The organism is Pseudomonas marincola (assembly GCF_900116605.1).
In the GTDB taxonomy this organism is placed as follows: domain Bacteria; phylum Pseudomonadota; class Gammaproteobacteria; order Pseudomonadales; family Pseudomonadaceae; genus Aquipseudomonas; species Aquipseudomonas marincola.
In genome coordinates this window covers 307,358-321,403 of record NZ_FPBC01000005.1, presented here as the reverse complement: position 1 = coordinate 321,403, position 14,046 = coordinate 307,358, and the positions used below count along the sequence as shown (strand labels likewise).

Here is a 14,046-nt window from a genome sequence, read left to right as displayed (position 1 = left end):
CCAAATGCTGGTGCGGGTTGAGAAGGCAAGTCTTATTACACATTATAAATGTAAGGTTAATTGGCGTCAGCATGATTGCCCTTTCAGCACTGGTTTGGCTGCCGCACAGTTTTCTGTGCGCGGTTGGATTGATGGAGGCGACGAAATGTGCGGTCGGTTTTGCGCGGTACTGGGTGCGTCTGTTTATTTGCGTCAGTTCGATAGCGAGCACTACGTGATGAGTGGCTACCTGCAAAAACTCCGAAAAACTAGGGCAAAGTTGTGCCGCACAAACAACGTGATAACACGTAGCAACAATCGGTCGAACCCATTTAGCTGGAAGACCTCCGACCCTCCATTGTGAAATCGCCATAAACGCCACCTCGAGCTTTATGGCTAAAGCCCTCGCAGTGCCGGGTTCTTCAATGGCCCTATCAAGCACCGAAAGTGCTGATCTAGGCATGAAAACAGTGCATCTTTACTTATATCTGTTACCACTAATAAGTTTATTTCAGAAATCTCACAAGGCGCATAAGGTATTTGCTTATGACCAAATCAAATTCTGGCGATCGACTTCGTAAAGTAATACACGACCGGAACCTGAGCAAAGCCGCAGTTGCAGCTTCACTAGGTCTCGCCCCTCAAAATCTACAAAACTGGTTTGTTCGAGGCGTGCCAGCCAGGCAGATGAAGCACGTCAGTGCCTACTTTAGGATCTCTCGAGACTGGCTTGAGTGCGGGACCGGACCTGAACGCGCAGACCAACTCAGTTACAACTCCGGTAAAACAGAAAATGCTGGAGACTCTGCAGCCCTAACACCTGCGCCAGAGCATCAACAGGTAAATATGGTCGGGGGTTACAGCACTTTGCAGGAAAAAAACGACTTACCTTCCGACATCATCACCGTGCCATTCCTGGTTGAGATTGAAATGTCGCCACGGATGGAGGGCAGAATGCCAATTGCAGTCAACAATGAGAAAAAGTTCCCGTTTAGCAGATCGCAGCTCGCGGCAGAGGGCATAAATCCAGACGTTGCACGCTGCGTCCTAGTATCCGACAACAGCATGGGTCCCGTAATCCCCAAAGGCTCTGTAGTCGGGATAGACACGTCCACAATCCGCGTCAACAACGGTGATATATACGCGGTCGATCACGCAGGCCAGCTCAGAGTGAAACAACTCTACAAACTCCCCGGTGGTGGACTTCGACTGCGCAGCTTCAAACGCGACGAACATAGTTCCGAAAAGTTCTCACACCAAGTTGTGCTCGATCCAAACGACGGAATAACCATAATAGGCCGAGTGTTTTGGATAAGCGCGTTCCGTTGACCCACCTTCATTGAGAGCCATTGTTTAAACCCGCCCGCCCAAGGAAATCGCTCAAGCAGTCGGTCTTTCCCCCGAGTCATTCAAGAAGCGAAGGTTCTTTGCGATGGCCCGGCTCGGCGGACGGCGGTATCGCAAAGCGACATTAGTACATCCTGTATTAGTCGAATTACCGATGGACTAACCAATGTACTAAAAATTCGCGGCTGGGAGCGGTTTTTGGCGAAAGCCAGAGGAAGTGAAATGTTGCGAAGTGTTTGGTTTTGCTGGGCTTGCGGCGTTTAGCGGAACCCAGCGAAACCTGAATTGGTGCCCGAAGCCGGAATCGAACCGGCACGGGGTTGCCCCCGAGGGATTTTAAGTCCCTTGCGTCTACCGATTTCGCCATTCGGGCGGCAGAAGCAGTGCGTTTAAGCGCTCGGCATTTAACCTTAAATTCAAAGAGTTATCAATAACTTGGGCCGATAAAAATGTCGGCATAAATCAATTCAAGGAAAAATGATTGATGTCACTCACAGCTAAGGCTCAGCGGTGCGTGCGACTAATAGGCCAATGAAACGGTGTGCATATGTCGCCGTTTCAATGTAGCTAGTCTTGAACAAGCCAAGCCTAGCGAGACGCCATTAGCCCCGTTCAGCAACATGCAAAACAAACAGCATGCCCCGCATCAGTGAATCGTCGGAAAGCGCTCTTTAACCAATAATTCAGCCTGATAAGCCATTTGATCGAGTACCCGATCACGCTTGCTTTCGGCGTCGCTCATGGCCTTTTTGCCGTGTTGTTTGAGCAGGTACGCGTGGATCTGCCGCACTTCAGTCGCCTGGAATATCGGGGCCAGATCCTGCACGGCAACCATGCCGCCCGAACGATAATTACGCGTACTCATGACAACATGTGGGCCTTGCGCGGCCAGCACCTGAAAACCTAAAGCCTCAAAGGTTGGCACCTTGTCGGCGGAGCATGCCAGTTCGGCATGCGGGCGATGCGCAATCATCTTCTGCAGCATGGCCCTGGCAATTCCGCTGCGCCGATGATCAGCCTGAACGGCCATGTAAGCCAACGTGCACGCCTGCTCATCATCCTCGCTGGGCAGGTACAGGGCAAAACCGAGCACCTGCGAGGGATCTTCATCATCCAGTGCCAGAATCAACCGGGCACTACTCTGCTGATCGTTGTTCATGGCTTGCAAATACAGGTGTACCTCGTAGCCAATCACGTACTGGTACAACTGATACAGCGGATTACTTGGCGTCAGCGAAACCGGGCTGATGTCGCTGAAGTAGTCCACCACCATTTGCAGAACCTGGCTTTTCAGGTCTTCGGGTGGCGGTGTTTCCAAGTGCACAAGGGTGAACATCGAGAAGCTGGCTCCGGGCGTGCCCGATCGGGGCAATCGGCGCAGGCGCTATTGTAACGCCCACAGCCACCACACCCAACACACTCTCGCCGCGCAAAGGGGCATCGCATTAATGTGCGCGGCAAACAAGCGCCCCGGCTTTAACCGCGCGAGGGCGTAGTGGCGCGGGCGTTCTTTTTCTGCAGGATTATCGAGGCTTCGTTGTAGGCACTCTGGAAGGCTTCACCACCGATCCAGTTCACTGCCGTTTCTTCGTCTTCATCATGGAAGATGCCGCGATAGGTAATCAGCAGGCCCATCATGAAGTCGGTGGCGGCGTCTTCCGACTCTTCAGCGACCACCAGTTCCAATACCGGGTATTGCAGGAACACCAGGCACATTGCCAACAGACTGATGCCTTCGCCGACTTTCATCGCCTGAAACAAGTCGTCGAAGTGCGCCGGGTCAAAGCCATTCTCTTCAATATCTTTGAAGTCGAAGGTGCTCAAGTCGATCTCGACATCATCGAACGGCTCATCAATCAGCGGATTGGCCAATACCGGATGCACAACATTGACCTTGGACTTGCCGGAGCGGTTTTGCTTGGCCTTGAATTTGGCGCGCTTTGCACGCTTTTGCTGTTTCTCTGCGGAGGCCATAGTGGCGAGTTCCTTGTTCGGTACAGCCATGGGTATGGCCCGGATTATCAGCGCATAGTGTAATCATTACCGGCAGAATTCGCTGGCCAAGAATAAACCGCAGGCAAGCAAACGCCTCTGACAGCCTGGTGAATCGACCAAATATTTTAGCCGATCGCCTTCAGTAGCCTGTAGAGCCCCGCCACGCACGGGCTTCAACGTCCAATCAGGCGAGTAAGAGCCGTGAAATGGTCAACTGCCGGCTGCAAACAAACGGCTTGGCGGCTCAATGCTGTCTACTATTGGCGAAGGTAATGCTGCGTTGCGCGATACGTGACTCATTATTGCGCGCGTGCAGCCGATACGTAATTGAGCCCCTCCGTGCCTGAGCCGACCGCGAGACGCTATGCCGAGCAACCCTCTCTCCCTTGATGACACCCAGCCAAATCACTCAAGCGTGGCGCTGATACGCACATCCTTGTTCAAATTCGTGTGCCTGCTTGTTGGATTATTCATGCTTACCGGTGGTCTGCTGGCGTATATCGCCCATACGCTGGATACCCGGGAGATCAAAGAAGGCCAATTTCACACCGCCAATGCGCTGAAGTCATTAGAAAGCTCGATGGATTCGTACATCCGGGATAACGCTAGCTGGGGAGATGCGTATGAGCATTTGCACCTGCAAGTAGACACGGACTGGGCTTACGTTAAGCAGAATCTCGGCGCATCACTTTATAGCGACTTTTTTATTAACGGGGTGTTTGTCATTGATCCGCAGGGACGCACGGTTTACTCGGTCATCAATGGCAAGCTTGCACAAATTAATGCCGAAAAGTGGCTGCAACAACCCGCTCTCCCACTGGTAGAACAGGCACGCGCCCGTGCGGAAGCAGAGATACCGGTAGCCACTTACTCGCAGGTTGCTGGCACGCCAGCCTATGTAACCGCAATGGCGATTACCACGGGCGATGATCCAACGATAAAAAATGATGGTCGCTCGCCATCGGTGATGGTATTGGCGACCTTGTTGAATAACAGCCGACTCAAGGCGCTGGGTCAGGACTATGGCGTCAACGACTTGCGCTTAGCAAGCACCTCGCAAGCCGTTGGCTCGAATGTTATGGCACTGGGTGAAGACGGCAATGCAGGAAAGATACAGTGGAATCCCGAAGTGCCAAGCCGGGGAATATTGATTATTGGCATCCCCTTAATAGGCTGTGCTGCGTTGATTGTATGCCTCATGGCGTGGGTCATATTGAGACGCACAACCGTCGCTGCCAGAGCGCTTGATAACAGTTACCAGTCGCTTAAACACAGTGAAGCTGCGCTTAACACCAGTGAGAAGCGATTTCGGGATGTCGTTGAAGCAAGTTCGGATTGGGTATGGGAAATCAACCGTGACATGCGCTTCACCTTTTTATCGGAGCGATTTGAAAACGTCACAGGGTTGCCTGTAGCGTCGTGGATTGGCCGGAGTATGGACAGCTTGCTGTACAGACAGGCCAGTTCGATGTCTGAATACCTGAACAACCCCGAGCGAGATCCGCATCCAAGCATTCAATGCCACTACCGCGACACACAAGGGCAGGAGCGTATTACCCGGCTTTCTGCGCGGGCAATGGTGGGCGGCGGTTTCCGGGGCACGGCGACCGATGTGACTGAGGAGGAAGAAGCGCGTCGGCGGATCGAATTCCTCTCGCTACACGATGCGCTTACCGGCCTTGCCAACAGAACGCGACTGTTGGCGTTTCTCGGTGAGAAACTCAAATCCAAGCGCTCGATGGAACAACCGCTGCTGGTGCTCAGCGTCGACCTGGATCGCTTCAAGCCGGTCAACGATCTCTTGGGGCACGCCGCGGGTGACTTGGTGCTGAATGAAATATCCAGCCGGCTGATTAACTGTATCCGCCACGGCGATCTGGTGGCGCGTGTGGGCGGCGATGAGTTTGTCTTGGTTCTCGAGGGAATCAACAATGAAGAGGCCGTTGAAGAAGTGTGTCGCCGGCTGATCATGGCAATCGAGCAACCCATCAAAATGGCTGAACAGGGGGTGTTCGTCGGCGCCAGCGTGGGTATCGCAATGGCGCCCAACGATGCCGATAATGTCACCGAGATACTGCGCTATTCAGACATAGCGCTGTATGAAGCGAAAGCTGCCGGGCGCAATACCTGGCGCTTTTATGCCAGTGACATGAATGACAAGATCATTGAGCGTCGGCGCATGGAAAGTGACCTGCGCTATGCGATCAATCACGACGAGTTAAGGCTGCATTTCCAGCCGCGCTATCGCATCTCGGACGGTCAGATGGTCGGCGCCGAAGCACTGGTGCGCTGGCAACATCCGACGCGGGGTTTGATAGCGCCAGACACCTTCATCCCGATTGCCGAGGACACCGGCTTAATCGTACATCTGGGCAACTGGGTACTGGAAAACGCCTGCATCAACGCCGCGCGCTGGCCCGATAACCTATTTGTATCGGTCAATCTTTCACCCAGCGAATTCAAACGCGGAAACTTGGCCGAGCGGGTTAAAAACAGCCTCATTAGCAGCGGAATCGACCCCGCACGACTGGAACTGGAAATAACCGAAAACGCCACACTGGACGATGCCGTCGGCACCCTCGAGGTGATGAACGAGCTGAAAAACCTCGGTGTTCGCATCACCATGGATGATTTCGGCACAGGTTATTCTTCGCTGAATAACCTGCGCACCTTTCCATTCGACGGACTAAAAATTGACCGCGGCTTTTTAAATCGCCTGGTTGATAGCGAAGAAGATAAATCCATCATCCAGGCCATGATCAGCCTCGGCCGCGCGCTGTCGCTCACCGTTACAGCTGAAGGCATCGAAACCACCGAGCAACTCAGCTGGCTCGAGACAGTGGACTGCCATGAAGGCCAGGGATACTTCCTGAGCCGGCCGCTGGACGCCAAGGTGTTCAACGCAATGCTTGAGTAACCGCGCCATCCTTGTCGTGCCCACAACACAAATCCAAAAACCTTGATAACGCTATCAGGCGGACAATGACCAGACTGAGTCGGGGTATTGTCCGCCAACCTTAACTGCGGGTAATCGAAGCGCCGCCATCAACCAGCGAGGCGGTGCCGGTGACGAACGATGAATCGTCTGATGCCAGATACAACACCGAACGCGCCAGCTCATCGACGGCGCCTACGCGTTTAAGTGCGTGCAGCTCGGTGATGAAGGCTTGTGATTGCGCCGTATTGTTCATGCTGCGGTACATATCGGTATCAACTGCGCCCGGCAGAATGGCGTTTACCCGGATGTTGTTGGGGCCGTATTCGGACGCCAGCGCTTGCGTGAGACCGATCAGCCCGGATTTACTCGCGGCATAAGCAGCAACGCCAGGAAACGCGAAGGTATGGCCGACAAAGGTCGATGTGAAGATCACCGAGCCGCCACCATTATTGAGCATTTGGGCGATTTGATGCTTAGCCCCAAGAAACGATCCGGTCAGGTTTATTTCTACGGTATCGGTCCAGCCTTTTTCCGACACGTCGGTGCTTGGGCCGCCCTCACCCAGTGTTCCGGCATTGTTGAAATGCCACATCGAGACGCCCGTATTGCTCGACTGCAAGCGCCACCAGCGCTTTGGCGTAATCTTCTGAACGCACATCGCCGGCCAGAGCCAGCGCCTCGCCACCGGCAGCGCGGATTTCTGCGACCAGATCATTGAGCTCACTTTCTCGGCGTGCGCCGACAATCACCTTGGCCCCTTCGGCGGCGAACAATTTGGCGGTTGCGTAACCGATGCCCGAACTTGCGCCTGTGACGATGGCAACTTTATCTGCTAAACGTTTCATGTCTCTTCTCCTGAGTAATCCTTAGCAGCTGTTGGCTGCCTGAGTGAAAGGCTTGGGTTATCAGCGTGCCCGACTGGGCCTGGCTGGTGAGGCGAGTTTGGGCCGCAGTGAGTGTTTGGACTAGCCTGCAAATACCGGATCTACCTTTCGGAAAAACAGAACAATGCTAAAGCTCGACGGAATCGCCAGTTTTGTCGCCGTGGCCGAATCAGGCTCGATCAGTGAGGCCGGCAGACGGCTGAATCTGTCGAAATCGGTGGTCAGCGAACGGCTGGCAGAGCTTGAGCGGATGCTTGGCACTCGCCTGCTGCATCGCACCACACGCAAGGTCAGCCTCACTGAAGATGGAGCCGCGTTTCTGCAGCAGGCCACACGGATCATTCGAGATGTCGAAGCGGCAACGGCGGACATGGCCGAACGCCGTGGCGGGTTGACTGGCCCGCTGCGTATTTCGGCGCCCGTTACCTTTGGCCGTATGCATTTGGGCCCGGCGCTCTACCCGTTCATTGCTGCGCACCCGCAACATGAGGTGACGCTTGATTTGAATGACCGGCGTATCGACGCCTCATCCGAAGGCTTCGATGCAGTGATCCGCCATGGCCCGCTGCAAGACTCGCGCTTAGTGGCCTGGCAATTGGCGACCAGCCAGCGGTTGTTGGTCGCAAGCCCGACTTATCTTGAACAATATGGAAGCCCCGCTTCGGTCGATGATTTACCCAAGCACAAGGGTATTTTCTATACCAACCGCGGCACTGCAGACTGGCGCTTCGATGGCCAGCACGGCGCCCGAATCGCCCGCGCCAAAAATGCATTCAGGGTCAATAACGGCGACATGATGCTCGACGCAACTCTGGCGGGATTAGGCATCGCGCTGTTGCCCACATTCATCGCGGGCGCGGCTATCCGTTCGGGTGCATTGCACGTGGTCGATATTGGCCTGAGCACCGCCACCGAGTACATCTACGTAGCGCACCCGGAAGGTCGCCATGCATCGGCCAAGCTAAGGGCGTTGGTTGACTGCCTGAAGCTGGCGTTCGGCAGCCCGCCGTACTGGGATAACCAAAGCTGATAAGGGCAGATGACTCACTGCGCTGTGTTTGCTTGCTGTCTACACCGGTAAAAAGCAAAAAGCCCCGGAATACGGGGCTTTGCAGAGTCATGCAGGCGTTAGTCGGCCAGCGATTCCACGCCCATCTCGTCCCAGACTTCTTCTGCGAGGTGGAACGTAGCGTTGGCTGCCGGAATGCCGCAGTAGATCGCGCTCTGCATCAACACTTCCTTGATCTCTTCGCGGCTCACGCCATTGTTCTTGGCGGCCTTGAGGTGCAGCTTCAATTCACCCTCGCGGTTCATGCCAATCAGCATGGCGATGGTAATCAGGCTGCGCGTGTGGCGCGGCAGGCCGGGACGCGTCCAGATATCGCCCCAGGCATGACGAGTGATCATCTCCTGAAACTCCTGGTTGAATGGCGTCAGCTTTTCCAGGCTGCGGTCGACGTGGGCATCGCCCAGCACAGCACGACGCACTTGCATGCCGTCTTCATAACGTTGCTTCTCATCCATCTGAATAGCTCCGGGTCAGGCTTGCAGGAAGGTCAGGACACGCTGAGTAAACAGCTCGCCAGCTTCGACGTTGGACAAATGCGCGGCGTGAAATTCGACCATTTGCGCGCCTTCAATGCGCTCAACCATAAACCCTCCATCTGCCGGTGTAGTCACAGCATCCTGCGTACCGCACACCACCAGAACCGGCAGACGAATGCTGCCCAGTTGCTCGCGGAAATCAGCATCGCGTACCGCAGCGCAATTGGCCGCGTAGCCCTGCGGTGAAGTCTGCGCGAGCATGCCGACAATGGGCTCGACCTTGGCCGGTTCGGCCTTGGCAAACTCAGGTGTAAACCAGCGCGCAATCGAAGCGTCACGCAGGGCAACCATGGCTGCTGTGCCGTCGCGCAGCACGGTTTCGATACGCGGATTCCACACATCCGGATTGCCGATCTTCGCCGCGGTGTTGCAAACCACAACCTTGTGCAGCCGCTCAGGTGCATTAATAGCCAGCCATTGACCAATCAGGCCGCCCATCGACAGCCCGCAGAAATAGGCTTTATCAATGTGCAGCGCGTCCAGCAGAGCCAGCACATCACGGCCATTTTGCTCAATGCTGTAAGGGCCTTCGGTGACCAGCGATTGGCCATGGCCACGGGTGTCGTAACGCAGCACGCGAAAGTGCTCTGAGAATGCAGCCACTTGCGCATCCCACATGTGCAAATCGGTGCCCAGCGAATTCGACAACACCAGCACTGGCGCATCTGAGGGACCTTCGAGCAGATAATTCAGTTCGCCATCGGCGAGTTGTACGGCAGACATACCGCGCTCCTATCGGGAGAATTTTTGATGTTCGGCCACAGCGCGCTCGACCCAGCGACGGGCTTGACCAAGATAAAAAGCAGGATCCAGCAGGCGATCAAGTTCAGTCGCGCTCAGGTGGGCGCTGACTTCCCTGTTGTCGCCGAGAACCTGGCGTAAATGCGCGCCCTGCTCCACGGCCTGGCGGCAACAGCTTTCGAGCAAATGATGAGCGGCGTCGCGACCGATTTTCTGCGCCAGCGCAATGCTGACTGCTTCGGCCAGAACCAGTCCCTGAGTCAGATCGAGGTTGCTGCGCATCCGCGCCGCTTGCACTTCAAGCCCGGGCACCACCAGCAATGCTTGCTGCAACGCGCCCGAAACCAAACAGCACAACTCGGGCAAGGTTTCCCACTCGGCATGCCACAAGCCAAGGCTGCGTTCGTGTTCTTGTGGCATGGCAGCGAGCATAGTCGCCACCAGCCCCGGCGCTCGGGTTGCTGCGCCGATCAGCACCGCAGCACTGACCGGATTGCGCTTGTGCGGCATGGTTGATGAGCCACCCTTACCCGGCGCTGCGGGCTCGAATACCTCACCCGCCTCGGTCTGCATCAGCAGGCTCAGGTCACGGCCAAGTTTGCCAAGGCTACCAGCGAGCATTCCGAGCAGGCTGGCGAACTCCACCAGACGGTCACGCTGGGTGTGCCACGGCTGATCCGGCAGGCTCAGTTGCAATTCACTCGCCAGCGCCTCGGACACCGGCCAAGCATGCTCGCCTAACGCTGCCAAGCTGCCGGAAGCGCCACCAAATTGCAGGCACAGCAAACGCGGCTTTATTTCAGCCAAACGCTGACGATGTCGTATGATCGCGCCGAGTACACCGGCCAGCTTCATGCCCAGCGTCACGGGCGTTGCATGTTGCAACCATGTGCGTCCGGCCATTGGCGTGTCGGCATGGCGCTCAGCTTGCTCGGCAAGTGCATCAGCCAGACTGCCCAGATCATGTTCCAGCAACTCAATTGCGCCGCGCAGCTGCACCACCAAGCCGCTGTCCATGACATCCTGACTGGTTGCGCCAAGGTGCACATAGCGTTCAGCTTCGGGGTTGCGGCTGGCAACTTGTTTACCCAACGCTTTGACCAACGGAATGGCTGAGTTGCCCGCGATCACAATGGCTTGAGCCAGGCTGTTGTAGTCGTATAGTTCAGCGCGGCAAGCGGCCTCGATGGGCGCCACCAGATCCGGTGAAAACAGGCCGACCTTGGCTTCAGCGCGGGCCAGCGCGGCTTCAAAATCCAGCATGCCCTGCACACGCCCATCATCAGAGAAGATTGCGCGCATGGCCGGCTGGGTGAAGTAGGCGTCAAAAAGTTGATTGCTCGGGCTATTCAAGCCGTTACTCCAGCAAAAGAACAAACATCAGTTGTATAACAGCGCGCCGTTTGCGGCCAGCTTTTGCTAACTGCAAACGGCGCTTGCTTCAGTTGTTGCATTGGCACAGGTGCAACTCAGACGCGTTCGATTGCCAGCGCCAAGCCCTGACCGACGCCTACGCACATGGTTGCCAGACCCAGCTTGCCGCCAGTCTTTTGCAGCTGGTGCACCGCAGTCAGCACCAGGCGATTACCGCTCATGCCCAGTGGGTGACCCAGCGCAATTGCACCCCCATTGGGATTGACCTTGGCGCTGTCGTCCGCCAGCCCAAGCTCGCGGGTGACCGCCAGGCCTTGCGCGGCAAAAGCTTCGTTAAGTTCGATAACATCGAAGGCGTTGATATCGAGGTTAAGACGCGCCAACAATTTGCGCACGGCAGGCACCGGGCCAATCCCCATGACTCGCGGCGCCACACCCGCGCTGGCCATGCCAAGCACTTTGGCGCGCGGCGTGAGGCCGTATTTCTGCACCGCTTCTGCCGAGGCCAGAATGATTGCGCTGGCACCGTCGTTAAGACCCGACGCATTGCCTGCTGTGACAGTTTTATCAGGGCCGTTAACCGGCTTGAGCTTGGCCATGGCTTCAGCGGTGCTGTCGGCACGCGGGTGCTCATCAGTGTCGACAATGGTCTCGCCCTTGCGGGTCTTGATCACCACCGGCACGATTTCCTCGGCGTAGTAACCGGACTCCTGCGCAGCAGCGGCGCGTTGTTGACTGCGCAGCGCGAAAGCATCCTGATCCTCACGGCTCACGGCGTATTCCTGCGCCACGTTGTCGGCGGTCACCGGCATGGCGTCTACACCAAACTGCTCTTTCATCTGCGGGTTGATGAAACGCCAACCCATGGTCGTGTCTTCGATTTTCTGGCCACGGCCAAACGCGCTGTCGGCTTTACCCATCACATACGGCGCGCGGGTCATCGACTCGACGCCCGCCGCAATTGCCAGGTCCATCTCGCCCAGAGCAATAGCGCGGAAGGCTGAGCCGACCGCATCAAGGCCCGAGGCGCACAAACGATTGAGGGTCACACCGGGAACGGTTTCCGGCAGACCGGCCAGCAACAACGCCATACGCGCAACGTTGCGGTTGTCCTCGCCAGACTGGTTCGCGCAGCCCATGAACACTTCATCGAGCGCGTTCCAGTCGACGCTCGGGTTACGCTCGATCAGCGCCCGCAGTGGGATCGCTGCGAGATCATCTGCACGTACCGCCGAGAGACCGCCGTTCAGGCGCCCAATCGGTGTACGCACTGCGTCGCAAATAAATACATCGCGGCTCATTCCTCACCTCCGGCCTGGCCATGTGCGGCTGCAGTACGCGCTTCAAGTGCACGCAATGCTTCCAGCTCAACAGCTGTCGGGGCATCGGTTTCAGCGACAACCGCGGCAAAACGAATCTGCCAGCCAGTCGCTTCAATCACCTGCTCGCGGGTAATACCGGGATGCAGCGAGGTCACGATGAATTCGTTGGTGCCCTCTTCCGGCTCCATGATGCACAGGTCGGTGATGATCGCGACCGGACCGGCACCGGGCAGCCCGAGTTGCTTACGGCTGTCGCCGCCTTCACCGTGGCCGACAGAGGTAATGAACGCCAGCTTGTCGACGAAGGTGCGATGACCTTGCTTGAGGATGATCAACACTTTCTTTGCCGAACCGGCGATTTCCGGCGCGCCACCAGCACCTGGCAAACGTACTTTCGGCTGATGGTAATCACCGATCACCGTGGTGTTGATGTTGCCGTATTTGTCGACTTGCGCAGCACCGAGGAAGCCGACGTCGATGCGCCCGCCCTGAAGCCAATAGCGGAAGATTTCACCTGTTGGCACCACCGTATCGGCGGTTTCGGCCAGCTCACCGTCACCGATGGACAACGGCAAAACTGACGGCTTAGCCCCGATCGGGCCGGATTCGTAGATCAGCGTGACATCCGGCGAATGCGTAAGGCGCGCCAAGTTGGCGGCCTTGGATGGCAGGCCGATACCGACGAAGGTCACATCGTTGTTGCCGAGGCGGCGGGCAGCTGCCACGGTCATCATTTCATTGGTGCTGTAGGCGCTCATTATTTGGCCTCCGCGAGCTTGGCTTGAAACTCGGAAAAATCGGCAGTGCCACGGATGAAGCTATCAATCCAGGCGGTGAAAGTGTCACGGTCGCGGGCAATCGGGTCCCACGCCTGATAGAAACGGTTGTCGCGCTCGTAATAACCATGTGCGTAGGAAGGATGGGCACCACCCGGCACTACGCAAACGGCGGTAAGTGCCCAGGCTGGCAATACGCAGGCATTCATTGGCGCTTGCAGATCGTCAACAATCTCTTCGACGGTGACGATGCAACGCTTGGCCGCCAACGCCGCTTCTTTCTGCACACCCAGAATGCCCTGAATCAGCACGTTGCCTTTGCGGTCGGCTTTTTGCGCATGAATAACGGTTACGTCCGGACGTACGCTCGGCACGGCCGCCAGCTTCTCGCCGGTAAACGGGCAGTTGATGAACTTGATTTGCGGATTGACCTTGGCCAGATCCGAACCCTGATAGCCGCGCAATACTGCGAACGGCAGGTTCGAGGCACCGGAAACATAAGCGTTGGCCATTGCAGCATGGCTGTGCTCTTCAATGGCCAACGGCTGTGGCCAGCCCTTCTCGACGGCATCACGCAGGCGGTGCAGAGAACCCACACCCGGGTTGCCGCCCCAGGAGAAAATCAACTTTTTGGCGCACCCGGAACCGATCAACAAGTCATACACCAGATCGGGCGTCATGCGCACCAGCGTCAGGTCTTTTTTACCCTGACGGATCAGTTCGTGCGCGGCAGCAGTCGGGATCAGATGGGTGAAGCCTTCAAGGGCAACCGTGTCGCCATCATGTACAAAGCGCTCTACGGCCTCGTGCAGGGAGATAATTTCAGCCATGGTGGTTCTCTTGTTGGTTTTGGGCGGCGGGGAGTCACGCCAGTGCCGCTAAATTACGCCTGCCACCGAGGCCAAACAATCCGATAATCGACTATGCGTGCGATTATCGAACGGTAGATAATCATCAGGTATGTGCCGGAAAATAACTACGCCCCAGCAATACCGGGGCCTAACGATGCAAACGCTGTGCACGTGCGCAAGCCCAAGCAACTCTGCACTACAGCGTGCGATGCCAGCATTGAATACTCAGAGCAG

13 protein-coding genes and 1 tRNA gene are annotated in these 14,046 nt (G+C 56.5%); 3 read left to right on the top strand and 11 right to left on the bottom strand.

Going from position 1 to position 14,046, the window contains the following annotated elements:
* The first annotated feature begins 525 nt into the window (after positions 1 to 525).
* Complete coding sequence (locus BM395_RS10980; RefSeq protein ID WP_090511723.1) at positions 526 to 1,308, top strand: S24 family peptidase; 783 nt, start codon at positions 526 to 528, stop codon at positions 1,306 to 1,308.
* Between the two features lie 304 nt (positions 1,309 to 1,612).
* Here BM395_RS10980 and BM395_RS10975 read toward each other — a convergent pair.
* The 3 genes from BM395_RS10975 to BM395_RS10965 all read right to left on the bottom strand — a co-directional run bounded on the left by BM395_RS10975 (position 1,613) and on the right by BM395_RS10965 (position 3,300).
* Positions 1,613 to 1,699: transfer RNA gene (locus BM395_RS10975), tRNA-Leu, on the bottom strand.
* Between the two features lie 273 nt (positions 1,700 to 1,972).
* Positions 1,973 to 2,662 carry a GNAT family N-acetyltransferase gene (locus BM395_RS10970; RefSeq protein WP_090511719.1) on the bottom strand — a complete coding sequence of 230 codons (690 nt, stop codon included), beginning with the start codon at positions 2,660 to 2,662 and terminating at the stop codon, positions 1,973 to 1,975.
* A gap of 140 nt (positions 2,663 to 2,802) precedes the next feature.
* Complete coding sequence (locus BM395_RS10965) at positions 2,803 to 3,300, bottom strand: hypothetical protein (RefSeq protein ID WP_090511717.1); 498 nt, start codon at positions 3,298 to 3,300, stop codon at positions 2,803 to 2,805.
* Positions 3,301 to 3,685: 385 nt separating this feature from the next.
* Here BM395_RS10965 and BM395_RS10960 point away from each other — a divergent pair, with 385 nt between their 5' ends.
* On the top strand, positions 3,686 to 6,238 hold the full coding sequence (locus tag BM395_RS10960) for a bifunctional diguanylate cyclase/phosphodiesterase (RefSeq protein WP_090511714.1): 2,553 nt from the start codon (positions 3,686 to 3,688) through the stop codon (positions 6,236 to 6,238).
* Between the two features lie 100 nt (positions 6,239 to 6,338).
* On the opposite strand, the gene BM395_RS10955 is transcribed toward BM395_RS10960, so the two are convergent.
* Complete coding sequence (locus tag BM395_RS10955) at positions 6,339 to 6,851, bottom strand: SDR family oxidoreductase (RefSeq protein ID WP_280142235.1); 513 nt, start codon at positions 6,849 to 6,851, stop codon at positions 6,339 to 6,341.
* Complete coding sequence (locus BM395_RS23725) at positions 6,817 to 7,104, bottom strand: SDR family NAD(P)-dependent oxidoreductase (protein ID WP_280142234.1); 288 nt, start codon at positions 7,102 to 7,104, stop codon at positions 6,817 to 6,819. Before BM395_RS23725 ends, BM395_RS10955 begins: the two co-directional genes overlap by 35 nt.
* Positions 7,105 to 7,267: 163 nt before the next feature.
* Here BM395_RS23725 and BM395_RS10950 point away from each other — a divergent pair, with 163 nt between their 5' ends.
* Positions 7,268 to 8,173, top strand: a complete 906-nt coding sequence (locus tag BM395_RS10950) for a LysR family transcriptional regulator (protein WP_090511712.1) — start codon at positions 7,268 to 7,270, stop codon at positions 8,171 to 8,173.
* A 98-nt stretch (positions 8,174 to 8,271) separates the two neighbouring features.
* Here the strand turns inward: BM395_RS10950 and pcaC are convergent, their stop codons facing one another.
* The 6 genes from pcaC to BM395_RS10920 all read right to left on the bottom strand — a co-directional run bounded on the left by pcaC (position 8,272) and on the right by BM395_RS10920 (position 13,791).
* Positions 8,272 to 8,667 (bottom strand): 4-carboxymuconolactone decarboxylase, encoded by a 396-nt coding sequence (gene pcaC / locus BM395_RS10945; protein ID WP_090511710.1) that lies wholly within the window; start codon positions 8,665 to 8,667, stop codon positions 8,272 to 8,274.
* A 15-nt stretch (positions 8,668 to 8,682) separates the two neighbouring features.
* Positions 8,683 to 9,471 carry a 3-oxoadipate enol-lactonase gene (pcaD, locus tag BM395_RS10940; RefSeq protein WP_090511707.1) on the bottom strand — a complete coding sequence of 263 codons (789 nt, stop codon included), beginning with the start codon at positions 9,469 to 9,471 and terminating at the stop codon, positions 8,683 to 8,685.
* Between the two features lie 9 nt (positions 9,472 to 9,480).
* Complete coding sequence (locus BM395_RS10935) at positions 9,481 to 10,842, bottom strand: 3-carboxy-cis,cis-muconate cycloisomerase (RefSeq protein ID WP_090511705.1); 1,362 nt, start codon at positions 10,840 to 10,842, stop codon at positions 9,481 to 9,483.
* Positions 10,843 to 10,958: 116 nt separating this feature from the next.
* Positions 10,959 to 12,164 carry a 3-oxoadipyl-CoA thiolase gene (gene pcaF, locus BM395_RS10930; protein ID WP_090511702.1) on the bottom strand — a complete coding sequence of 402 codons (1,206 nt, stop codon included), beginning with the start codon at positions 12,162 to 12,164 and terminating at the stop codon, positions 10,959 to 10,961.
* Positions 12,161 to 12,943, bottom strand: a complete 783-nt coding sequence (locus BM395_RS10925) for a CoA-transferase subunit beta (RefSeq protein WP_090511700.1) — start codon at positions 12,941 to 12,943, stop codon at positions 12,161 to 12,163. Before BM395_RS10925 ends, pcaF begins: the two co-directional genes overlap by 4 nt.
* Positions 12,943 to 13,791 (bottom strand): CoA transferase subunit A, encoded by an 849-nt coding sequence (locus BM395_RS10920; protein ID WP_090511697.1) that lies wholly within the window; start codon positions 13,789 to 13,791, stop codon positions 12,943 to 12,945. The genes BM395_RS10925 and BM395_RS10920 overlap by 1 nt, the downstream gene beginning before the upstream one ends.
* Between the last annotated feature and the right edge of the window lie 255 nt (positions 13,792 to 14,046).

Coding starts and splice junctions, on each gene's coding strand:
- pcaD (WP_090511707.1), bottom strand. CDS start 9,471: ATGTCTGCCGTACAACTCGCCGATGGCGAACTGAATTATCTGCTCGAA.
- BM395_RS10925 (WP_090511700.1), bottom strand. CDS start 12,943: ATGAGCGCCTACAGCACCAATGAAATGATGACCGTGGCAGCTGCCCGC.
- pcaF (WP_090511702.1), bottom strand. CDS start 12,164: ATGAGCCGCGATGTATTTATTTGCGACGCAGTGCGTACACCGATTGGG.
- BM395_RS10960 (WP_090511714.1), top strand. CDS start 3,686: ATGCCGAGCAACCCTCTCTCCCTTGATGACACCCAGCCAAATCACTCA.
- BM395_RS10920 (WP_090511697.1), bottom strand. CDS start 13,791: ATGGCTGAAATTATCTCCCTGCACGAGGCCGTAGAGCGCTTTGTACAT.
- BM395_RS23725 (WP_280142234.1), bottom strand. CDS start 7,104: ATGAAACGTTTAGCAGATAAAGTTGCCATCGTCACAGGCGCAAGTTCG.
- pcaC (WP_090511710.1), bottom strand. CDS start 8,667: ATGGATGAGAAGCAACGTTATGAAGACGGCATGCAAGTGCGTCGTGCT.
- BM395_RS10970 (WP_090511719.1), bottom strand. CDS start 2,662: ATGTTCACCCTTGTGCACTTGGAAACACCGCCACCCGAAGACCTGAAA.
- BM395_RS10980 (WP_090511723.1), top strand. CDS start 526: ATGACCAAATCAAATTCTGGCGATCGACTTCGTAAAGTAATACACGAC.
- BM395_RS10955 (WP_280142235.1), bottom strand. CDS start 6,851: ATGTGGCATTTCAACAATGCCGGAACACTGGGTGAGGGCGGCCCAAGC.
- BM395_RS10965 (WP_090511717.1), bottom strand. CDS start 3,300: ATGGCCTCCGCAGAGAAACAGCAAAAGCGTGCAAAGCGCGCCAAATTC.
- BM395_RS10950 (WP_090511712.1), top strand. CDS start 7,268: ATGCTAAAGCTCGACGGAATCGCCAGTTTTGTCGCCGTGGCCGAATCA.